The organism is Vicinamibacteria bacterium, assembly GCA_035620555.1.
Taxonomy (GTDB): domain Bacteria; phylum Acidobacteriota; class Vicinamibacteria; order Marinacidobacterales; family SMYC01; genus DASPGQ01.
Window position 1 is genome coordinate 1 of the sequence record DASPGQ010000484.1, and the last position, 16,100, is coordinate 16,100.

The 16,100-nt window shown below is 63.4% G+C and carries 12 protein-coding genes; 3 read left to right on the top strand and 9 right to left on the bottom strand.

Annotated features, from left to right (window positions below):
* From VEK15_19705 to VEK15_19735, 7 genes are all read right to left on the bottom strand, one after another.
* Positions 1-1,088 (bottom strand): proton-conducting transporter membrane subunit (locus VEK15_19705; GenBank protein ID HXV62934.1); only part of this gene is annotated, 1,088 nt, incomplete at its 3' end.
* A complete protein-coding gene (locus VEK15_19710; protein ID HXV62935.1) occupies positions 1,081-2,400 on the bottom strand; it encodes a proton-conducting transporter membrane subunit in 1,320 nt (439 codons plus the stop codon). The genes VEK15_19705 and VEK15_19710, both read right to left, overlap by 8 nt.
* Positions 2,397-5,255, bottom strand: coding sequence for a DUF2309 domain-containing protein (locus VEK15_19715; GenBank protein HXV62936.1), 2,859 nt, complete (start codon positions 5,253-5,255; stop codon positions 2,397-2,399). Before VEK15_19715 ends, VEK15_19710 begins: the two co-directional genes overlap by 4 nt.
* 33 nt (positions 5,256-5,288) lie before the next feature.
* Entirely contained in the window at positions 5,289-6,257 is a 969-nt protein-coding gene (locus tag VEK15_19720) for an amidohydrolase family protein (GenBank protein HXV62937.1), read from the bottom strand.
* A gap of 3 nt (positions 6,258-6,260) precedes the next feature.
* Positions 6,261-7,619 carry an FAD-dependent oxidoreductase gene (locus VEK15_19725; GenBank protein ID HXV62938.1) on the bottom strand — a complete coding sequence of 453 codons (1,359 nt, stop codon included), beginning with the start codon at positions 7,617-7,619 and terminating at the stop codon, positions 6,261-6,263.
* A gap of 21 nt (positions 7,620-7,640) precedes the next feature.
* Complete coding sequence (locus VEK15_19730) at positions 7,641-9,602, bottom strand: hypothetical protein (protein HXV62939.1); 1,962 nt, start codon at positions 9,600-9,602, stop codon at positions 7,641-7,643.
* Positions 9,572-10,345: a class I SAM-dependent methyltransferase gene (locus tag VEK15_19735; protein HXV62940.1), complete on the bottom strand. Its 774-nt coding sequence runs from the start codon at positions 10,343-10,345 to the stop codon at positions 9,572-9,574. Before VEK15_19735 ends, VEK15_19730 begins: the two co-directional genes overlap by 31 nt.
* A gap of 77 nt (positions 10,346-10,422) precedes the next feature.
* On the opposite strand from VEK15_19735, the gene egtD reads away from it, so the two are divergent.
* Both egtD and VEK15_19745 read left to right on the top strand, forming a co-directional pair.
* Positions 10,423-11,403: an L-histidine N(alpha)-methyltransferase gene (gene egtD / locus VEK15_19740; GenBank protein HXV62941.1), complete on the top strand. Its 981-nt coding sequence runs from the start codon at positions 10,423-10,425 to the stop codon at positions 11,401-11,403.
* Positions 11,404-11,419: 16 nt separating this feature from the next.
* Positions 11,420-13,261: a hypothetical protein gene (locus VEK15_19745; protein HXV62942.1), complete on the top strand. Its 1,842-nt coding sequence runs from the start codon at positions 11,420-11,422 to the stop codon at positions 13,259-13,261.
* 24 nt (positions 13,262-13,285) lie between these two features.
* Here VEK15_19745 and VEK15_19750 read toward each other — a convergent pair whose 3' ends face one another.
* Together VEK15_19750 and VEK15_19755 are read right to left on the bottom strand one after the other, a co-directional pair.
* Positions 13,286-13,891: a PilZ domain-containing protein gene (locus VEK15_19750; protein ID HXV62943.1), complete on the bottom strand. Its 606-nt coding sequence runs from the start codon at positions 13,889-13,891 to the stop codon at positions 13,286-13,288.
* Positions 13,892-14,033: 142 nt separating this feature from the next.
* Entirely contained in the window at positions 14,034-14,909 is an 876-nt protein-coding gene (locus VEK15_19755) for a DUF3014 domain-containing protein (GenBank protein ID HXV62944.1), read from the bottom strand.
* Between the two features lie 96 nt (positions 14,910-15,005).
* On the opposite strand from VEK15_19755, the gene VEK15_19760 reads away from it, so the two are divergent.
* Positions 15,006-16,100 (top strand): DUF885 family protein (locus tag VEK15_19760; protein HXV62945.1); only part of this gene is annotated, 1,095 nt, incomplete at its 3' end.

Below are 16,100 nucleotides of genomic sequence, written 5' to 3' on the forward strand. Positions count from 1 at the left end.
GTTCCGGGAAAGCCGACGCTTGCCAGTCCGAGGAAGAGAAACGAGACGGCGAGAAACGGCGTTCGTTCGTAACCCCCGGCATACCGCCGAAGAGAAAGTTGCCCGCGTCGAGCCTCGAGGGCGCCGATGGTGAGAGTGAACCCGGCGAGGGCGAGCCCGGTGGAGATCCACAAGGCCAGTCCACCGGCGAGCCCCATCGTATTGCGAGAGTCGAGCCCCGCCATGACGAGGGCCGATTGGCTCATGAAGATGGCCCCGAGCGCGCGCCGGACGTCCTCCTGAACCAGTGCGAGCGAAGCGCCGTAAATCGCCGTCGCCAGAGAGGCGAGGCCTATGAGAGAAAGAAGGGTGGGGCTGGCCGTGGGCAGGATGAGACGAACGGCGGCGTAGGCGGCGATCTGAGGTGCGGCGAAGAGGATGGCCGCACCCAGCGGCAGGTGCTCGAAGAGAGGAATCACCCAGGAGTGAAACGGGAAGACCCCCTTTCGTGTCAACACCGCCGCGAGAAGCAGGTAGTTCACACCGGAAGTCCCCGCTACCGACCCCGAGAGCAGGATACCGAGGCAGAAGAACAGGACGCTTCCACCCATGTAGATACCGACGGCGCGCGCGATCGGCCTCGACGTCTCCCGTGAGCGCAGCTCCAGGTAGGCATTGAGGGTCGACATGGCCCACAGGAAGGCGAGCAAGAGCGGCTCGATCGTCGCAAAGGATCCGAGGACGATGCTCTCGGCAGCGAGAATGCGCCGCACCGAGGCTCTGAGCCGTTCGGCGCGCGGCGCTCCGAGAAGGACGAAGGCGAAGAGAAGTCCGCCGAAGGGAAGGAGAAGCGAGTTGAGCTCGTCGACGACGAGGAGCGGTCTTCCGAGAATCAACCGGCCCGGATCGAGAGGATCGACGAGGGTCGCGCTTTCCCCGCGGTGATGAAACTGGTAGGCGATCAGCCCCGAGAGAAGGAGCTCGAGCCAGCTCATTCCCAGAACCACTCGACGCCCGATCCTCCCGGTCAGAAGCGAGAGAGGGGCGAGGGCGACGATGCCGGGGAGTAGCACGGCGAGGACCAGCCAGGGTCCGGAGAGCTCAACCACGCTTCACTCCACCGAGACGTTCGATACCTCGCCGCTCGAGCCCGTCGAGGAACCCAAAAAGCGCGAGAAAAGGCGCCACGGCGTATCGGTCGGCGAGATCGTCCAGGTGAGCTCGCTCCAGAGAAAGAAGGTAGAGACGCCGTTTCAGGGAGGATGGAACGCTCCGCTCGAGGTGGAGCCCGGTGCGTGCCAGGTGCCCGCCTACGGCATTCTGCAGCTGATGGAAATCGTGAAGGAGTGAAGGAGCGCGCAGGAACTGCAAGGTGCGGGTCATGGCGTTTCCGACGAGGTGGAGCAGAGGCAGAAGCCGAAACCCGAGCCCGATCTCGATGAAGATGATCCCAACCTGGGTCAAAGAAGCGTAGGCGAGCGCCGTCTTGATGTCGGTTTGCACCCGTCCCGAGAGAGTCGCATGAAGGGCAGTGAGAAGTCCGACGAGCACCACCGCTGCCGAGGCCACGAGCGAGCGGTCGAGCACCGGGGAGACCCGCAGCAGAAGAAAGGCGCCGGCGTGTACCGACAGCGCTCCGTAGAAAACCGCGCTCGAAGGGGTCGGACCTTCCATCGCTCGGGGGAGCCACCCCGAAAAGGGAATCTGCGCCGACTTGCCGCAGGCGGCCAATAGGAGAAGGAGCGCGAGCACGGTCGGCACTCCGCTCTCGAGCTCAGGCAAGTCCCGGAAAAGGAGCTCGAGATCCCCCGTACCCAGCTCGTAGTGCGAGAGAGCTACGGCCGCGAGGAGACCTAGGTCGCAGATTCGATAGACGATGAAAGTGCGGAGGCCGTTCTTGGCCGGCGCCGGCCGTTCGTGATGGAAGGCGATCAGAAGGGCCGAGCTCAGTCCCACGAGCTCCCAGGATGCAAAGATGAGCTCGAGGCTTCCCGCGAGTGACGTGAGGGTCATCCCCAGAGCGAAAAGAGCGAGCAGAACGAAGAACCGGTTGAATCCGCGCTCGCGGTGGAGATAGCTGTGGGCGAAGGCACCCACGATTCCGCAGAGGGCCGCGGTTAGAGTCACGTAAGTCACCGAGAGGGGATCGACGAGAAGCGAGAGCTCGAAATGGTAGCTCGCCGTTGCGAGCCACTCTCCGAGGGGAACGACGACAGGGCTCCCGCCGCCGAGGGTGACAACCGCGAAAAGTGCGAGCGAGGCGAGCGTCGAGAGGAGAAACGTCGTCTTGGCAAAAAGGCCGATGAACTTTTCCGGGAGCGCGTGCGCCAGCAAAGAGGCGGCAGCGAGCGTCAGGAAGAGCGCCGCCTGAGCGCTGACGACGAAGAGGCTCAGAACGACGACGAGAAGGCTCGAGCTCATGAAATCGCGTGTTCCGGTGAGATGCGGGCCGGAGGAAGAGGATCGGACTTGCCCTCGTACCAGTCCCGCGACGAGACGAAGCGCTCGAGAACCGGTCTCTCGGGCAGGTATCTCGAGTACCCGGTGGGTTCACGCAGCCGAATCTCGTTTCCCGAAGGACCCAACGTGGCAAGTTGAATCCATCGGTTGTTCGCGAGGCGGAAGAGTCGAGGATCCCGAGCCAGAGCCCGTTCCAGAAGCGCGACAGTCGTCTCGACCACGACCAACAAACGCACCGGCTCGTGGATCTCGACCATTTGCCAGGGAAGGCCCGTTCTCAGATCGCTCGCGTGTCCATCCATCACCCCCAAGAGCGCAGTGATGTTGTGAGGGAGCTTGGTCGAACAGCCATAGCCGACCGGATCGACATAAGAAAAGTAGTACTCCAGGTTGATGCCGGCGACGACGGGAACCACGGCTTCGAGGGTTCGAGCAAGAATGGAGCCTTCGCCATCATCTCTTCCGGCATCGTAGGAGACGAGAAACGCTCGCCGATCCAGGAACAACCCGCGACTCCGCGACCGCCGTCCGATGATACAGACGGCGTTGGTTGCATGCCCGTACTCCGGGCGCGGCTGCGCCAGATCCTCGGAGCGTCGCTCCACGTGGGCGAGCGCCGCTTCGAGAGTCAGCCCCGAGGGAAGAAACTCGAACCGCCGGCATCGCTCGTGAGCGTTTCTCGCCCGGGCCCGCTCGAAGGCGTTCTCCACCAAGGCGAGCTTCCCCCGAAACTCCGGAGGCACCAGGTCTCGATCGGCGAGAGTCACCGAGTCGTCGCACGAATCATGGTAGGCGCCTACGAACCAGGTCGAGTCGGGAATTGCACCTCCCTGCTCCCGAAGGAGCTCACGCACCCTTCGATCGTTTGCCATCTGGGCGAAGGCGCGGGCGTTCGGGCCTCCGCGGCCGCCTCCGCAGGCCCCGCAGTCGTGCGCGGATTCGTGTGGATTGTTCAGACTTCTCGAACCGTGGCCGACAAGGATCACGACGCGGGCCAAACGATCCGAGATCCCGACGTCCTCGAGCAAGCTGCCTACGATCGCCGCCATCTCGGAAACGGTGAATCCCGAATGCTTCCCCAGCGAGGGCTTTCGCGTCTCGTCTCGCTCGAGAACGAGACGTGCGCGCGCAGGCTTGAGCAGCCGGCTGGCGCCGGTGCGCAGGCGCGCGGTCAGGCGAGGAAACAGGACGCGGAACGTGAGCGGGATGGCGGTTGCGATTCCAAGCAGCGCGGTCAGGAGCGTACCCCGGGTAAACGTCCGGCTCCCCACGCGGGTCTCGTGTACGAGACGGCCAAGCAACCTTCGGATCGCTCTTCGACGTTTGAGATCCACCTCTCGCTCTGCCTCGGGAACCTCGATCACTTCGTGCTCCGGCTCGATGGCGATAGGGCAGAGGGGTCTGGCATGAGCATCAGCCACGCCCCGGTAGTACATGGCGACGCCGAAGAACCCGGCGGCGCCGAAGGTCTCGCATCTGGGCTCGACTTCTTCCAGGTGACGGCGGATCGACTCTTCCCTTTCATCGATGCAGAACACGGCCTGGAACATGACGTCCCTCGTCTTTTCGCACGGTTCGCCCGCTCGCGCCGAGAGGGCGTCGAGCACCTCGATCCGATGCCGCCTCTCGTAAGCGAGGTGGAGCAAACTGCGGCGGGAGAGAGCGGAGAAGGCCTCGATCTCGTCGAGGATGGGTTTCGCATCCGCAGCGGTGAGGCGGGACAGGGAAGAAGGCGGCCGGTCGAGAGCCTGGGCAAGGAGGAACAGCCGATAGGCGAGCGCCTCCGCGCTCGGTGCGGAAGGCGGCGAGCGCCTCCGGCGGAGCTCTTCCCGCAGCTCTCGCATTTCACCGTGGAACCCCAGAGTCTTGCGCGCCAGGTCTTCGAGCGCCCGAATCTCGAGCAGGAGGCGGATGGCGAGAAAATCGAGGAGGCTCGCCTTCGGAGCCTGCACGGGAACGCGGTCCGGCCGGGACTCGATCTGCCACATCATTCCCGCGAAACCCCGAAGGGCGAGAAGCGTCGCCGCGACGAAGGGCTCCCATTCGCTCTTCTCGGACACACCGAGACGGTCGAGCGAATCGACGGCCGACTCCGCGGGCGTGACGCGCCTTTGGGACGCGGCCGATAGATCGAGCGCAAACCGCCGGAGCCATCCCGGCAGGAAGCGTGACGGTCGGTAGAGCTCGCTTACCGACCGAAAGAAACCGGCCTCTCGTCCCGGGAGCGGCCAGTAAGCTAGACCCTGGTCGAGAAACGAGGCGGTGAGCCGGATCAGGACGGGGTGAACGAGATCATCGGAATCCGCACCCGTCACATCGAGAAGAAGATCCCGGTGACGGAAGGGTTCGTCGGGAGTCGGCGGGAGAGACGAGAAGACCGTGCGTGAGACCGCGTCGAGCGCGGCTTCCCAGAGCGGCCGATTCCGTGTAACGGCGGGGGTCTCGGCGAGGAGCCACGAGAGTGCCGGACCACTCTCCTCGGGAAATCGGTCACGCAGCATCGCGAGCCGGATCTCGCGGCGGGTCGCGAGACCCCCGACCCTCTCCTCGCCTTCTTCGCCGAGCTCCTGGTCGAGGACGGCGTCGACGTCCTCCTGGCGAATGCGACCTCTCACCATCTCCCGGCGATAACGTTCTTTTTCGAGGAAGGGCTCGCAGCCGAAGAGCCGTCCCGCTTCGATCACAGCGCCTTCGAACGGAAGATGCTCGAAGGCGTGGAGAGTGTTGTGATGGATGAAGGTCGAGATCGGACCCTGCGCCGGCAGAAGATGCGCGGTGCGGCGAACGATCTCTTCGAGAAAGGCGACCCGGTGCAAGGGAATCCGTGACGTTTGTAGAGATAGTCTACCCTAGCCTCGACCTGGGTTCTCGGCTGGGCCGTGCCCACCGGTACGGCCGGCCAGCCTCTCCAGATTCCCACCGAAGATGAGCGCGGCCTCGTCGCGGGAGACCGCGAGCTTGGCGACGACGTCGAGTTGGCTCAACAGGTGGTCTTTGACGAAGCCCCGGGGAAAGAAGCTGGAATCGGAGCCATAGAGGATGCGCTCGGCGCCCATGACCTCGAGGGTGCGCGCAAACACCTTTTCGAGGGTGAGTGGCTCGGGCAGCTTGTCCATCCACCCGTTCGAGCTCGATGTGTCGGCGTAGACGTTCGGACATTGACTCGCGAGGAGCAGGAGCTCGCGGAAGAATCCGCATCCGAAGTGCGGGATCACGAAGGGTACCGTCGGGTGCCTGCGGGCGACGACCGCCAGGTCGAGAGGGTTTGCGAAACGGAGGTCGAACGGGCTCGGAAGGCCCAGCTTGTCGCGAATGCCGACCTTGAGAAGCCCGAAATGCACGAAGACGATTCCCGAACGCTCCGCGACCTCGGTAAAGATGGGCTCGAGATCCTTCTCCCAGACGTGGAAGTGATGCATGGCGGGGAACAGACAGACTCCTCGGAGACCGAGCTCCGCCAACGCACGCCGGGCCCGTTCCCGGGCGTCGGAGGCCTTGGGGTTCAGCATGAAGTAGGGGATGATGCGCTCGGGAGCCACCCGATGCGCCGCCGCCACGGAGTCCTCGTCGCCGGGAACGCTCGCGATCAAGACCGTGCGCGCGACGCCGTGACGATCGAGCTCGACCACCCATCGCGAAGCCAGCTCCCCCGCGTCTTCCGGGGGAGGATCGAAATCGAGCTTCTTCCGGAGGAAATCGTCCAGGCCATCCGCAGGCGGCGGCTCCCCGAGCCCCTTGACGATCAGCTCGAAGAAGTGGTGCGAGAAGAAATGGGCATGCGCGTCCACGATGCGGAGATCGCCAAACGGGGTATCCATGAATCAGACCCCGAACAGGGCTTCCTTCTCCTTCATGGGGGCCCCTTCGAGAAGATGCCTCGCCATGAGGAGGGACATCTTCATCGAATGGTCGGAGTTGTTGTACCAGTAAGCTCCGGTACGCCCGAGGAGTCTGAGGTTTCGAAGTGGCTTCACCATCCGCGCCGCCGCGGCGAAGCTCTCCCGGTAGTCGAGGTCGTAGATCGGGTAGGTGTCTCGAACGCGCTCGACGTGGACCGAGCCATAGGCGGAGCTCGACGCAACGAGGCGGAGACGGACCAGGTCGTCCAGGATCTGCGGAACGAGCGCATCGGGATCCTGCCAGGCGCTCTCGCCTTCGAAACAGGTCACCTCGACGCAGAGGCCCGTCTTTCCCGAAGGCGCCATGTAGGGCGCCATCTCGTTGGTGATGGAGACGCGCGAGATCAGGGTGTCGGGTGAGCCGAAATAGATCCACTGCTGACGCTGCAGCACGTCCGCGTTCACCTCGATGTTGTAGAGCACCGTCGATAGGTACCGCACCGACGGTGGGCGCTGCTGCAGCAGCCTTGCCAGGGCGATCAAATTCCCGCTCCACACGAGTGCGCCCGGACGGACCCGCCGCCCATCGGCGAGGGTCACCTCCTCGACTCGGCCGTCCCGCAGCGTGAGGCCCGTGACCGTGCTCTGAAGACGAATCTCTCCGCCGCGCTCCCGAACTCTGGCCGCGAGCTTCTCGCAGAACGTTCCGAAGCCACCGTAGCTCGGATAGATGAACTTGGTGATCACCGGTCTCGGCAGAAGAACGTTCCGAGCCAGGTCGAAGAGCGATTCGCTCTTCACCCTCTTGTCGATGACGGCACGATTGATGCCGGTCTTCGCCCAATCGACGTGGACCTCCTCGCAGGGAATGCGCAGGAACTTCTCGGTATAGGGTTTGAAGAAGAGACGGTACAGGGTGTCGCCATAGCGGGACCTCGTGTACTCGGTGAAGGAGCGCTCGTCGCGCGGCTCCTTGCGGCGAAGGAGATCGAAGCCCGCCGAGAGCATGACGCCAAGGGGGAGTCTCACCAGCGCCCGCTGGTCCAGAGGCCAGGGGAAGTACCGGCCGAAAAGATGCACCGCGCTCGAGCGGTCCACCACGATGTAGTCCTCGCCGAGCACCGAGAGAAGAAACGAAAGAACCTGTTCGTCTTCGGTGTGGAACCTCTTGGGTCCGACGTCGAAGACGAAATCCCGGTAGCGATACGAGCGCGCCAGGCCTCCCACATGGTCGTTTCGCTCCACCACGAGCGCGCTTCGGCCCGCCGCGAGAACGGAATCGGCAAACGTCAGACCCGCGACCCCGGCCCCGACAATCACGAAGTCCCTGCGATCGCCCATATCAGGAGTGGCCAGTATAGTTCAATGGGAGACTACCTCCAGGATGGAAACCTCCTCGTTCTCGTAGACGGGACGAAAGGCGTTCGAAGCCTCGATGAGAGCACGGACTCGCTCGCCTCTCGTTCTCACCTCGGCGGCACCGATGAAAATGTAGTCGATTCCCAATTCCCGGGCGAGGCGATGCGCTTCGGCGGCGTCGCCGGAGGTGAAGATGGGCCGTACCCGCCGCCTCTCGCGCGCCCGGTACTTGACCACATCGAGCAGAAAAATGGGAAACCCGACCGCCATGCGCCTTTCGGCGAGCGCGGGGACGAAGGCCCACTCCCCCGGATCGCGAGCCCTGACGTCCCACTGCACCATCGACTCCGTCGGCGTCTCCCGGCGCAGCCATTCGAGCGCTTCTCGTTCCCCACGACTCACGACCGTGGTCCAGCGAAATCCACCAGGAGACAGACTGCGATTCGAGACGTCCTGCGCGTTAAAGACATCGAGCCCCACGGTGAGGCTCGCAATCGCGAGAATCGCGACTTGTCCGAGCCGCAGGGGACCCGCAAGGGCTCGTCCCGCGAGAAGACCGAGCGAGACCAGGAGCACGCTACCTGCCCGCCAGGCCATCCACACGCCCTCGTAGCCCGTAAGATCGACGAAAAACACCGCGGCGAGCGCGAGGACCGCGAGCGCCGCGATCTCGCCGTCGATGCGCTCGAGCTCTCGGCGGAAGAGCAGCAGGAGCAAAAGAGCTCCGCAGTCGATGAGCGGGACGGAGATGAGCTCCAACACCTGAGGGAGACGCAAGGTCAATGCCGTTGCCGCTCCGGAGAAGAATCCGATGGCAAAATACCAGCCGAAAAACAGGAGGGCAACGGTTGTCGCCGTTCCCGAAAGGACGAGAAATTCCCTGAAGCTCTCCTTCCGGAGGAGGAGCAGGAGTACGAGCCAGGGTCCCGCGAGCATCGCTGACACGATGCTCGTTCCCGCCATTCCGCCCAGGAGGATTCCGCAGAGAACCGCGGCCCTTCGGTCTCGAGGCTTTCCTTCGAGGACGAGCGCGATCAGAATCACGAGGAGGCTGTAACTGAAGAGGTGCTGGGGCGTATAGAGAATCGAACGATGGAGTCCGTCGAGAGAGGTGGACTCGAGCGCCCATCGACCGAAGGCGTCCACATTCGAATTCGTCCAGGCCCCAGGGGACAAGAGGACGAGAACGCCGTCGAAGCTCGCGGCGGCGATCGCAACCAGCGTCGCGAGAAACGCTCGGGAACGAGGGAGGCCGGCCCGCCGCATCGCGCAGAACAGGAGTCCCGCAAACAACTGGCCCGACGCGAGAGCGAGGGAGAGGAGCGCCCCCTGGCTCGACGTCCATTCCCCGACCGCGGCGGGAAAAATGAAGAAGAGCCAGTAGTAAGCAAGGAAGTCGCCCGCATAGAAGGGATTCACCGGAGGAAAGGCACCCTTTTGCAGCTCGGAGACGACGGAAAGATGAGTCATGAGGTCGGCGCTGAAATAAGCGCGGTAGGCGAACCCTTCCGGAACCTCGGTCCCCACGTGCGAGTAGGGGAGCGCGACCAGAAGTCCGACGGCGACGAAGCAGGCCGCCACCCACGGAAGCTCTCGTCGAGATCTCTCCTGCTCAAGGGGTCGAAAAACGCTCCGGGCGAGGACGAAGAGCGCGGCCGAGCAAAGGAGCAGGGCGAGGGGATGAAGGAGCTCGAAGGTGACGAGGACACTCGCCGCAAGGGAGCTCGCGAGATAACCGAGCGCCGCGCCCACCAACCAGGCCTCCACTCCGCTGAACCAGAGGCGGGCAACGGGTAGCCCCGGAAGCGAGAAGACGCCAAGCATCACGAAGAACAGGACCGCGTGGGTGAAGGACTCGAAGAGCGCGGCCGAAAGCGAGACGGTAACGGCGAGCGCCAACAAGGGAACCGCGACGCCGCGGGAGTCGAGACTGCCTATTTGGTCGCTCGTATCATGATGTGCCATCCGAAGGGTCTCCGAACGGCGTCGGGAAGGTGCTCGAAGAAAGGAACGAGGAGGGTGTTGTTGAGCCTGGCAAAGAAGTTGTCGAATTTCACCGTCTTCTTGGGAAAGCGGTCGACGTGGATGCGCACGTCGCGGAAACGAGAGAAGAGCTTCCGGCACTCGCCGGTCGTGTATTTTCGGATGATGGGCGCGTCCTTCTTCGCGTGCTCCACGTTGGTCCCGGACAAGACGGCGACGAAGTTGAACCAGGAGATGCGGTTGTAGAGCATGATGATCGCCTCACCTCCCGACTTGAGCACGCGGTGGACCTCCGAGATGGCCTTCACCGTGTCCACGGTGTGATGAAGCACACCGTGAGAGTACACGACGTCGAACGTATCGTCGGGAAAATCGAGCGCCTCGGCGTTGCCCTGCTCGATATCGCCCGAGTAGCCCTCGCGCGCGAGGTTCTTCCTGGCGAGGTGGACCGCGTTCTCGGTGAGATCTCGAGCCGAGACCTCCGCGCCCGCACGAGCGAACTGGATGAGGTCGATTCCGGCACCGCAGCCGATCTCCAGGACCTTCTTGCCGCGGTATCGCGGAAAATCGACGTAATCGAGCAGATAGTCGATCTTCTCGTATCGGTACTTCTCGAGCGCATCGAAAAACTCCGGGGAGCCCACGGGGAGCTCCGTCACTTCGATGTCGTTCACGTACTCGTTCCAGTATCGACGAACGTCGTCGAGGCTCTGGGTGGCGCTCATTCCGCGGCGGAGTCTAGCACGAGGCGCCGAGGAGGTGAAACTTTGGAGCGCTCGGCGCATCCACCTATAATGTGGCGATGCTCCAGCCGGCCGAACAACTTCTCGAAGGGGAGTTTGCCCAGGACGTCGCCATCGGGCTCGGCACTGACCCCAAGTACCTATTGGCGAAGTACTTCTACGACGACCGGGGCTCGCGTTTGTTCGAGCGGGTAACGGAGCTTCCCGAGTACTATCCCACCCGCACCGAAGCGGCGATCCTCCGGGAGAACGCGCCTCGCATCGGCCGTTTGATGGGAAGAAACTTGAGTCTGGTGGAGCTCGGCAGTGGTAGCTCGACCAAGACGAGAATTCTCCTCGAGAGCCTTTTGAGAAATCGTGACGAGCTCACCTATCTGCCGATCGACATCTCTCCGGGCATCCTCGGCCAGACCGCCTCGAAGCTGGGTGAGGCTTATCCCGAGCTCGAGGTGACGCCGATTGCGTCGCAGTACGAATCCGGACTCCAGAGAGCCAGTGACCTCGTCGGCAAGGACGCCGAGACCCCTGACCGCATGCTCGTGCTCTTTCTCGGTTCGAGCATCGGTAACCTGGAGCCTCCCGCCGACGCTCGTTTTCTCTCGCGGGTCCGAAATCGGCTCGACGAGGGAGACGCGTTTCTCGTAGGATTCGATCTGGTGAAGGATGTCTCGATCTTGAACGCCGCTTACAACGACGCCGAAGGAGTCACCGCCGAGTTCAATCTCAACATCCTGCGACGCATCAACCGCGAGCTGGGTGGTGATTTCGACCTCGGTCGGTTCTCCCATCGTGCCTTCTTCAACGCGGAAGCGAGCCGCATCGAGATGCACCTCGTTTCCTCACGGGAGCACGAGGTGAACATCGCCGCTCTCGGGCGGCAATACCGGTTCCGGACTGCCGAGACGATCCACACCGAAAGCTCGTACAAATACACCCGGGAACGGATCGCGAGCCTGGCCCGAATCTCGGGCTTCGAGGTGGCGGAGCTCTTCACCGACGAGAGGAGCTGGTTCGCCCTCGCCCTCTTGACGCCGGCCTAAGCCGTCATCGTGCGACATGCGTGAGCATCGAGGGCCTCTTGCCCTCATCGGCATCGTCGGCCTAGTCCTGTCGGGCTTCGCCCTGACGGTCGATTATCCGAGGGCTGCGGGCGCTTTCTGGAGCGACGCCGCGACGTACTACACCATGGCCCACAGCCTGGCGTTCGACTCCGATCTGCGGTTCGCGCGCGAGGACCTGGAGCGCGTCTACCGTGAGTTCCGCAACGGGCCTTCGGGAATCTTCCTGAAGCGGGGTCGCGAGGTCGACCCCGCGCTCACGTCGAAGATCCCCTTCCTGGTGAGCCGTGGTCCTCTGACCGACGAGCTCTATTTTGCCAAGGCTTTCCTTTACTCATTGTCCGCGGCCCCTCTGGTGCGACTCTTCGGGACGAACGGCCTCCTGCTGTTTCACGCGCTTCTCGTGAGCTCGGTGCTGGCTGCGGCCTACTTCTTCCTCGTCGCCGGGGGCTCCAAGACCCCCGCGCTCACGATGGCCGTCACCTTTTTCGCCGCCTCGGTCGTGCCCGCCTACTTCGTCTGGCTGACCCCGGAGCTGTTCAACCTCTGCCTCGTTTTTCTCGGGGCCTTCTTCTGGCTCTACAAGGAGCGCGCCGAAGGAGCTCCGCGTTTTCTTTCCGGCGCGCTCTCGGATGCGATCGCCGCCGGGCTCTTCGGTGCCGCCACCTACTCGAAGTTGAGCAACATTCTTCTCGTTCTCCCGCTGGTAGCGCTCCACGTCTTCCGCCGGCAGTGGAAGCGCGCCGTCGTCACCGGCGGAGCTTTCGCTCTGGTTGTTGGGGGCTTGTTCCTCGTCCAGTTCGGCGTCACCGGCGAGATGAACTATCAAGGTGGAGAACGGAAGACCTTCGGGGGCCGATACCCTTATCAGCAGGCCGATTGGACGTTCGAGAACACCGGGCTTCCCAAGGTCACGAGCGAGATCTATACCTACCAGCCGTGGGACATCGTCCTTCACGATCTGTACTTCTACGTGATCGGCCGATTCTCGGGGGTCGCGGTCTACTGTTTCCCAGCGGTGGCCGCCGTGATCCTCTTTCTGGCGTCACGGAACAAACGACCCTACCAGTGGCTGGTTCTCGCGACCGCGATCGTGGGCTGCCTGCTGTTCATCGTCTGGATGCCGGTCAACTACTTCGGCGGTGGCGGAACGCTGGGAAACCGCTACTTCTTGAACATCTTCCCCCTCTTTTTCTTCTTGCTGTCCGGCACCGGTCGCCTGATGGCTCCCGCAGTGATGTCATGGGCCGTCGCTGCCGTGTTCCTCACGACGATCCTCGTGTCGCCTTTCGAGGCGGGCCGGAGACCAGGTGAGCACGCCACCCAGGGAGTCTTCAAGTGGCTCCCGCCGGAGCTTTCGCTCATCAACGATCTCCCCACCAACAACGACCCCGAGAAATTCCGCCAGCGCTTCGACGACGGCTACCTGGGCTATTTCCTCGACAACAACACCTGGGGTCGCGAGCGAAGAGCGCCCGGAGGGCTGGGATTTCACGTGAAGGGCGGCACGGAAGCCGAAGTCGTGGTTCGAACCCGGTTCGAGCTCGAGAAAATCATCGTGCGGGTGACGAACGTGGCGTCGAAGGCGAACCGCGTTCGGGTGTGCGTTCCCGGCGGATGCGAGGCCCTGGAGCTTTCCCCGGGAATGAAAGAGATCCTGGAGCTTCCCGCCGGACGTCCGTTCCCCTACGAGGACTTTGGTCACCGGAGCTACTGCTACCTGGTGGCGATTCGAACCGAGACGGGATCCGTTCCCCTCCTGGATCGTCGCGGGGAGACGGACTGGCGCTATCTGGGAGCTTTCGTCCACATCCTGCCCGACCCCTATCCCGGGATCTAGCCGCCTTCGCCAAGGCTACGGCGGCTAAAGCTCGACCTGCTGCGTCAGAAAGATGTCCGGAGCGAGCGAGTGGACATCCAGACCGGAGAGGTGGCGCACGAGGGCGTCGACGACCATACCGTCCAGAAGGTCTTCCACGGTGTCCCTCTTGTCGGTGAAGCGAATCCCCATGCCGGGAGGCAAGAACGCGTCCGCGACTCCGCGATTGGAGACCCAGACGACGATGCCCCGTGTCTCGAGGGGCGCTTGCTCCCGCGCATCGTTTTGCGAGAGATACAACGAGACCCTCTTGCCGACGGGAGCCCGGTGACTCGAGGCGACGTAGATGCCGCCGAGGCTGATGTTCACGGCAAAGCCCTTGTGAAGCTCGCCATCGACCTCGAAGAGGAACTCCTTCTCGATAGGCACACGGAGCCGCTCCCGCGCATCGACCTTGATGAGAACGTCGATGGCCGACGACCACCGGTTCACCGATCCGCCCGCGAGACTCGTGTGGGACATCAGCAGATCGTAGAAGCTCTTCAGCTCCTCCCACCGTTTCTCGCTCGACGGCACCAGGTGGCCGCCTCGTCGGATCTTCGCGTCGTTGAGCTTTGCGTACTCGCCAATCAAATCCAGTACCGTTTTCATCGTTGCCTTACCGTTGGTGACGAAGGGGTGTCAGAGATTGTTTTGTTTGAACCGAGGACTCCATTATCGCCGGCGCGCGCCTTTTCCCGCCGTGATCGCCGTCGTCCCCGTTTGACCCACGGGTGTGTGGTTTCTCCCCCGTTCAGTGCGCCGGGGCGAGAGCGTCCGCGATTTCCCGAAGCTTCGACTGAATCGAACCCACGTTCTGCGGGCCGGTCCGCAGCAGCAGCTTCTGGGCCGGCTGGAGGCGCTCCAGAGTCGGATCGGAAAAGGCGTAGTTGACGCTCACCGCATGGACCTCGATCCGGCCCTCGACGACCGGCGTGCTCAGCAGAGCGCCGATGGCCTGACTCAGCGTCTGGTCGAAGGGTTTCTCGAGATATCCCAGCTCGCGGTAGGCCTCGACCAGAAGCGGCTCGAGTCTCCGGGTGAGCTCGGCGACCCGCGCCGCGTCGAGCGACGCGATGCCCGCGGCGATTGCGTCGTAACGACGATAGCTCAACGGGTCCACGTAGAGAGCCTCACGTCTTCGAACGACCTCGAACGGCTCCTCGGGGGCAAGGTGTCGGAAGTGCCGCGCCGGATCCTCCCCCTCGGACACGTTCACGATGACGGCGACCGCCTTGCGGATCAGACTTTCGTCCACGAAGAACGCCGTCAGGGAAGGATGGCTGGTGAGAGCACCGAGAAGACCGCGAACGAAATCATCGCTCTCCGCGAGCGCGGGTAGCGGCGGCAAGGGCGCCTCGGAAACGGCCGTCTCATCCGCGGGCGTCTCGGGCCCCGCGACCCTGTCCTCGACCTGAGCCCGATCGGGCGTCGGGGTCTCCGGCGGCCTCAGCCTCTGATAAAGGTAGATGGCTCCGGTAACGACGATGAGCACGACCGCTGCCCAGATCGTCCAGGCGAACGAAGCGGAAGGGGGCTCGGGAGTCGACGCAATCTCGTAAACGCCGTCCTCGTAAACCTCGTCCTCGTCGTCTTCGGGACGAAAATCCCGCTCATCCCACTCGTTCATGATGGCCGATGAGGCATTCTAGCACTGCGCCCGATTTGACACCCGCGGGCGCCGCGAAAAAGGATCGACGGACGAAATCGCTGGAGGTCCAATTTTATGCCCCAACTGACTCGTAGAGGACTTACCTTCGCAACGCTCTTCCTCGCCACCACTCTGGTTCCAACCTACTACGCGATCGAGACGACGCGCGCTTCGACCGCGAGCTACGACGATCTGGTCACGCTGTTCCACGAGTGGCGGGCGTTCGAAAAGCCGAAGCTCGTCGACGGTGTCCCCGATTACTCGGCCGCCGCCATGGCGGCCCAGCACGACGAGCTCACGACCTTTCGTCGCCGGCTCGAAGCGATCGACACGAGCGGTTGGCCGGTTGCGCAGCGGATCGATTACCAACTGGTGATGGCGGAAATGAACGGACTCGACTTCGACCATCGCGTACGCAGACCGTGGGCCAAAAACCCGGCGTTCTATACCATGATCTTCCCCGGCCAAAGCGACGTGCCGGCGCACGAGGGCCCGGTCGTGCACGGGTGGATCGACCTCTGGACGTACGATTACCCGCTCGATGCCGAGAGCGCGGCCGAGCTGGCCTCTCGGCTCCGAACCATTCCGCCGATGCTCGAGCAGGCCCGCGGAAATCTCGTCGAAAACGCCCGCGATCTCTGGAAGATGGGCATTGGCAGCATGGAGGGTCAGAGCGCCGACCTCCTCGCCCTCGCCCGCCGGGTGGCGGGGACGAGCGACGAGCTCGATCGCGCGATCGAGAGAGCGCGCGCCGCTACCGATGAGTTTCGTGCCTGGCTCGAGCGCGAGGCTCCCTCGAAGACGGGTCCCTCGGGCGTCGGGATCGACAACTACACCTGGTACGCACAGCACGTTCACCTCGTCCCCTATTCCTGGGAGGAACAGGTGACGATCATGCGCCGCGAGCTGGCGCGAGCCCATTCGACCTTGAGGCTCGAAGAGCACAAAAACCGCAAGCTTCCGCAGATGACGCGGGTTGCGACGGCCGAGGAGTACGACCGCCGCTTCAACGCGGCGGTCACCGAGTACATGACGTTTCTCGAGCAGGAGGAAATCGTCTCGGTGCGCGACTACATGGATGCCGCTCTGAGGGCTCGGATCGGACAGTTCCGACCAGCGGAAGGACTTCGCGGATTCTTCGACGAAGTCGACTACCGGGAGCCGGTCACG

Excerpts from the sequence above, each read along its gene's own strand:
- VEK15_19710 (HXV62935.1), bottom strand. The coding sequence starts at position 2,400 with ATGAGCTCGAGCCTTCTCGTCGTCGTTCTGAGCCTCTTCGTCGTCAGC.
- VEK15_19720 (HXV62937.1), bottom strand. The coding sequence starts at position 6,257 with ATGGATACCCCGTTTGGCGATCTCCGCATCGTGGACGCGCATGCCCAT.
- VEK15_19725 (HXV62938.1), bottom strand. The coding sequence starts at position 7,619 with ATGGGCGATCGCAGGGACTTCGTGATTGTCGGGGCCGGGGTCGCGGGT.
- VEK15_19730 (HXV62939.1), bottom strand. The coding sequence starts at position 9,602 with ATGGCACATCATGATACGAGCGACCAAATAGGCAGTCTCGACTCCCGC.
- VEK15_19735 (HXV62940.1), bottom strand. The coding sequence starts at position 10,345 with ATGAGCGCCACCCAGAGCCTCGACGACGTTCGTCGATACTGGAACGAG.
- egtD (HXV62941.1), top strand. The coding sequence starts at position 10,423 with ATGCTCCAGCCGGCCGAACAACTTCTCGAAGGGGAGTTTGCCCAGGAC.
- VEK15_19745 (HXV62942.1), top strand. The coding sequence starts at position 11,420 with ATGCGTGAGCATCGAGGGCCTCTTGCCCTCATCGGCATCGTCGGCCTA.
- VEK15_19750 (HXV62943.1), bottom strand. The coding sequence starts at position 13,891 with ATGAAAACGGTACTGGATTTGATTGGCGAGTACGCAAAGCTCAACGAC.
- VEK15_19755 (HXV62944.1), bottom strand. The coding sequence starts at position 14,909 with ATGAACGAGTGGGATGAGCGGGATTTTCGTCCCGAAGACGACGAGGAC.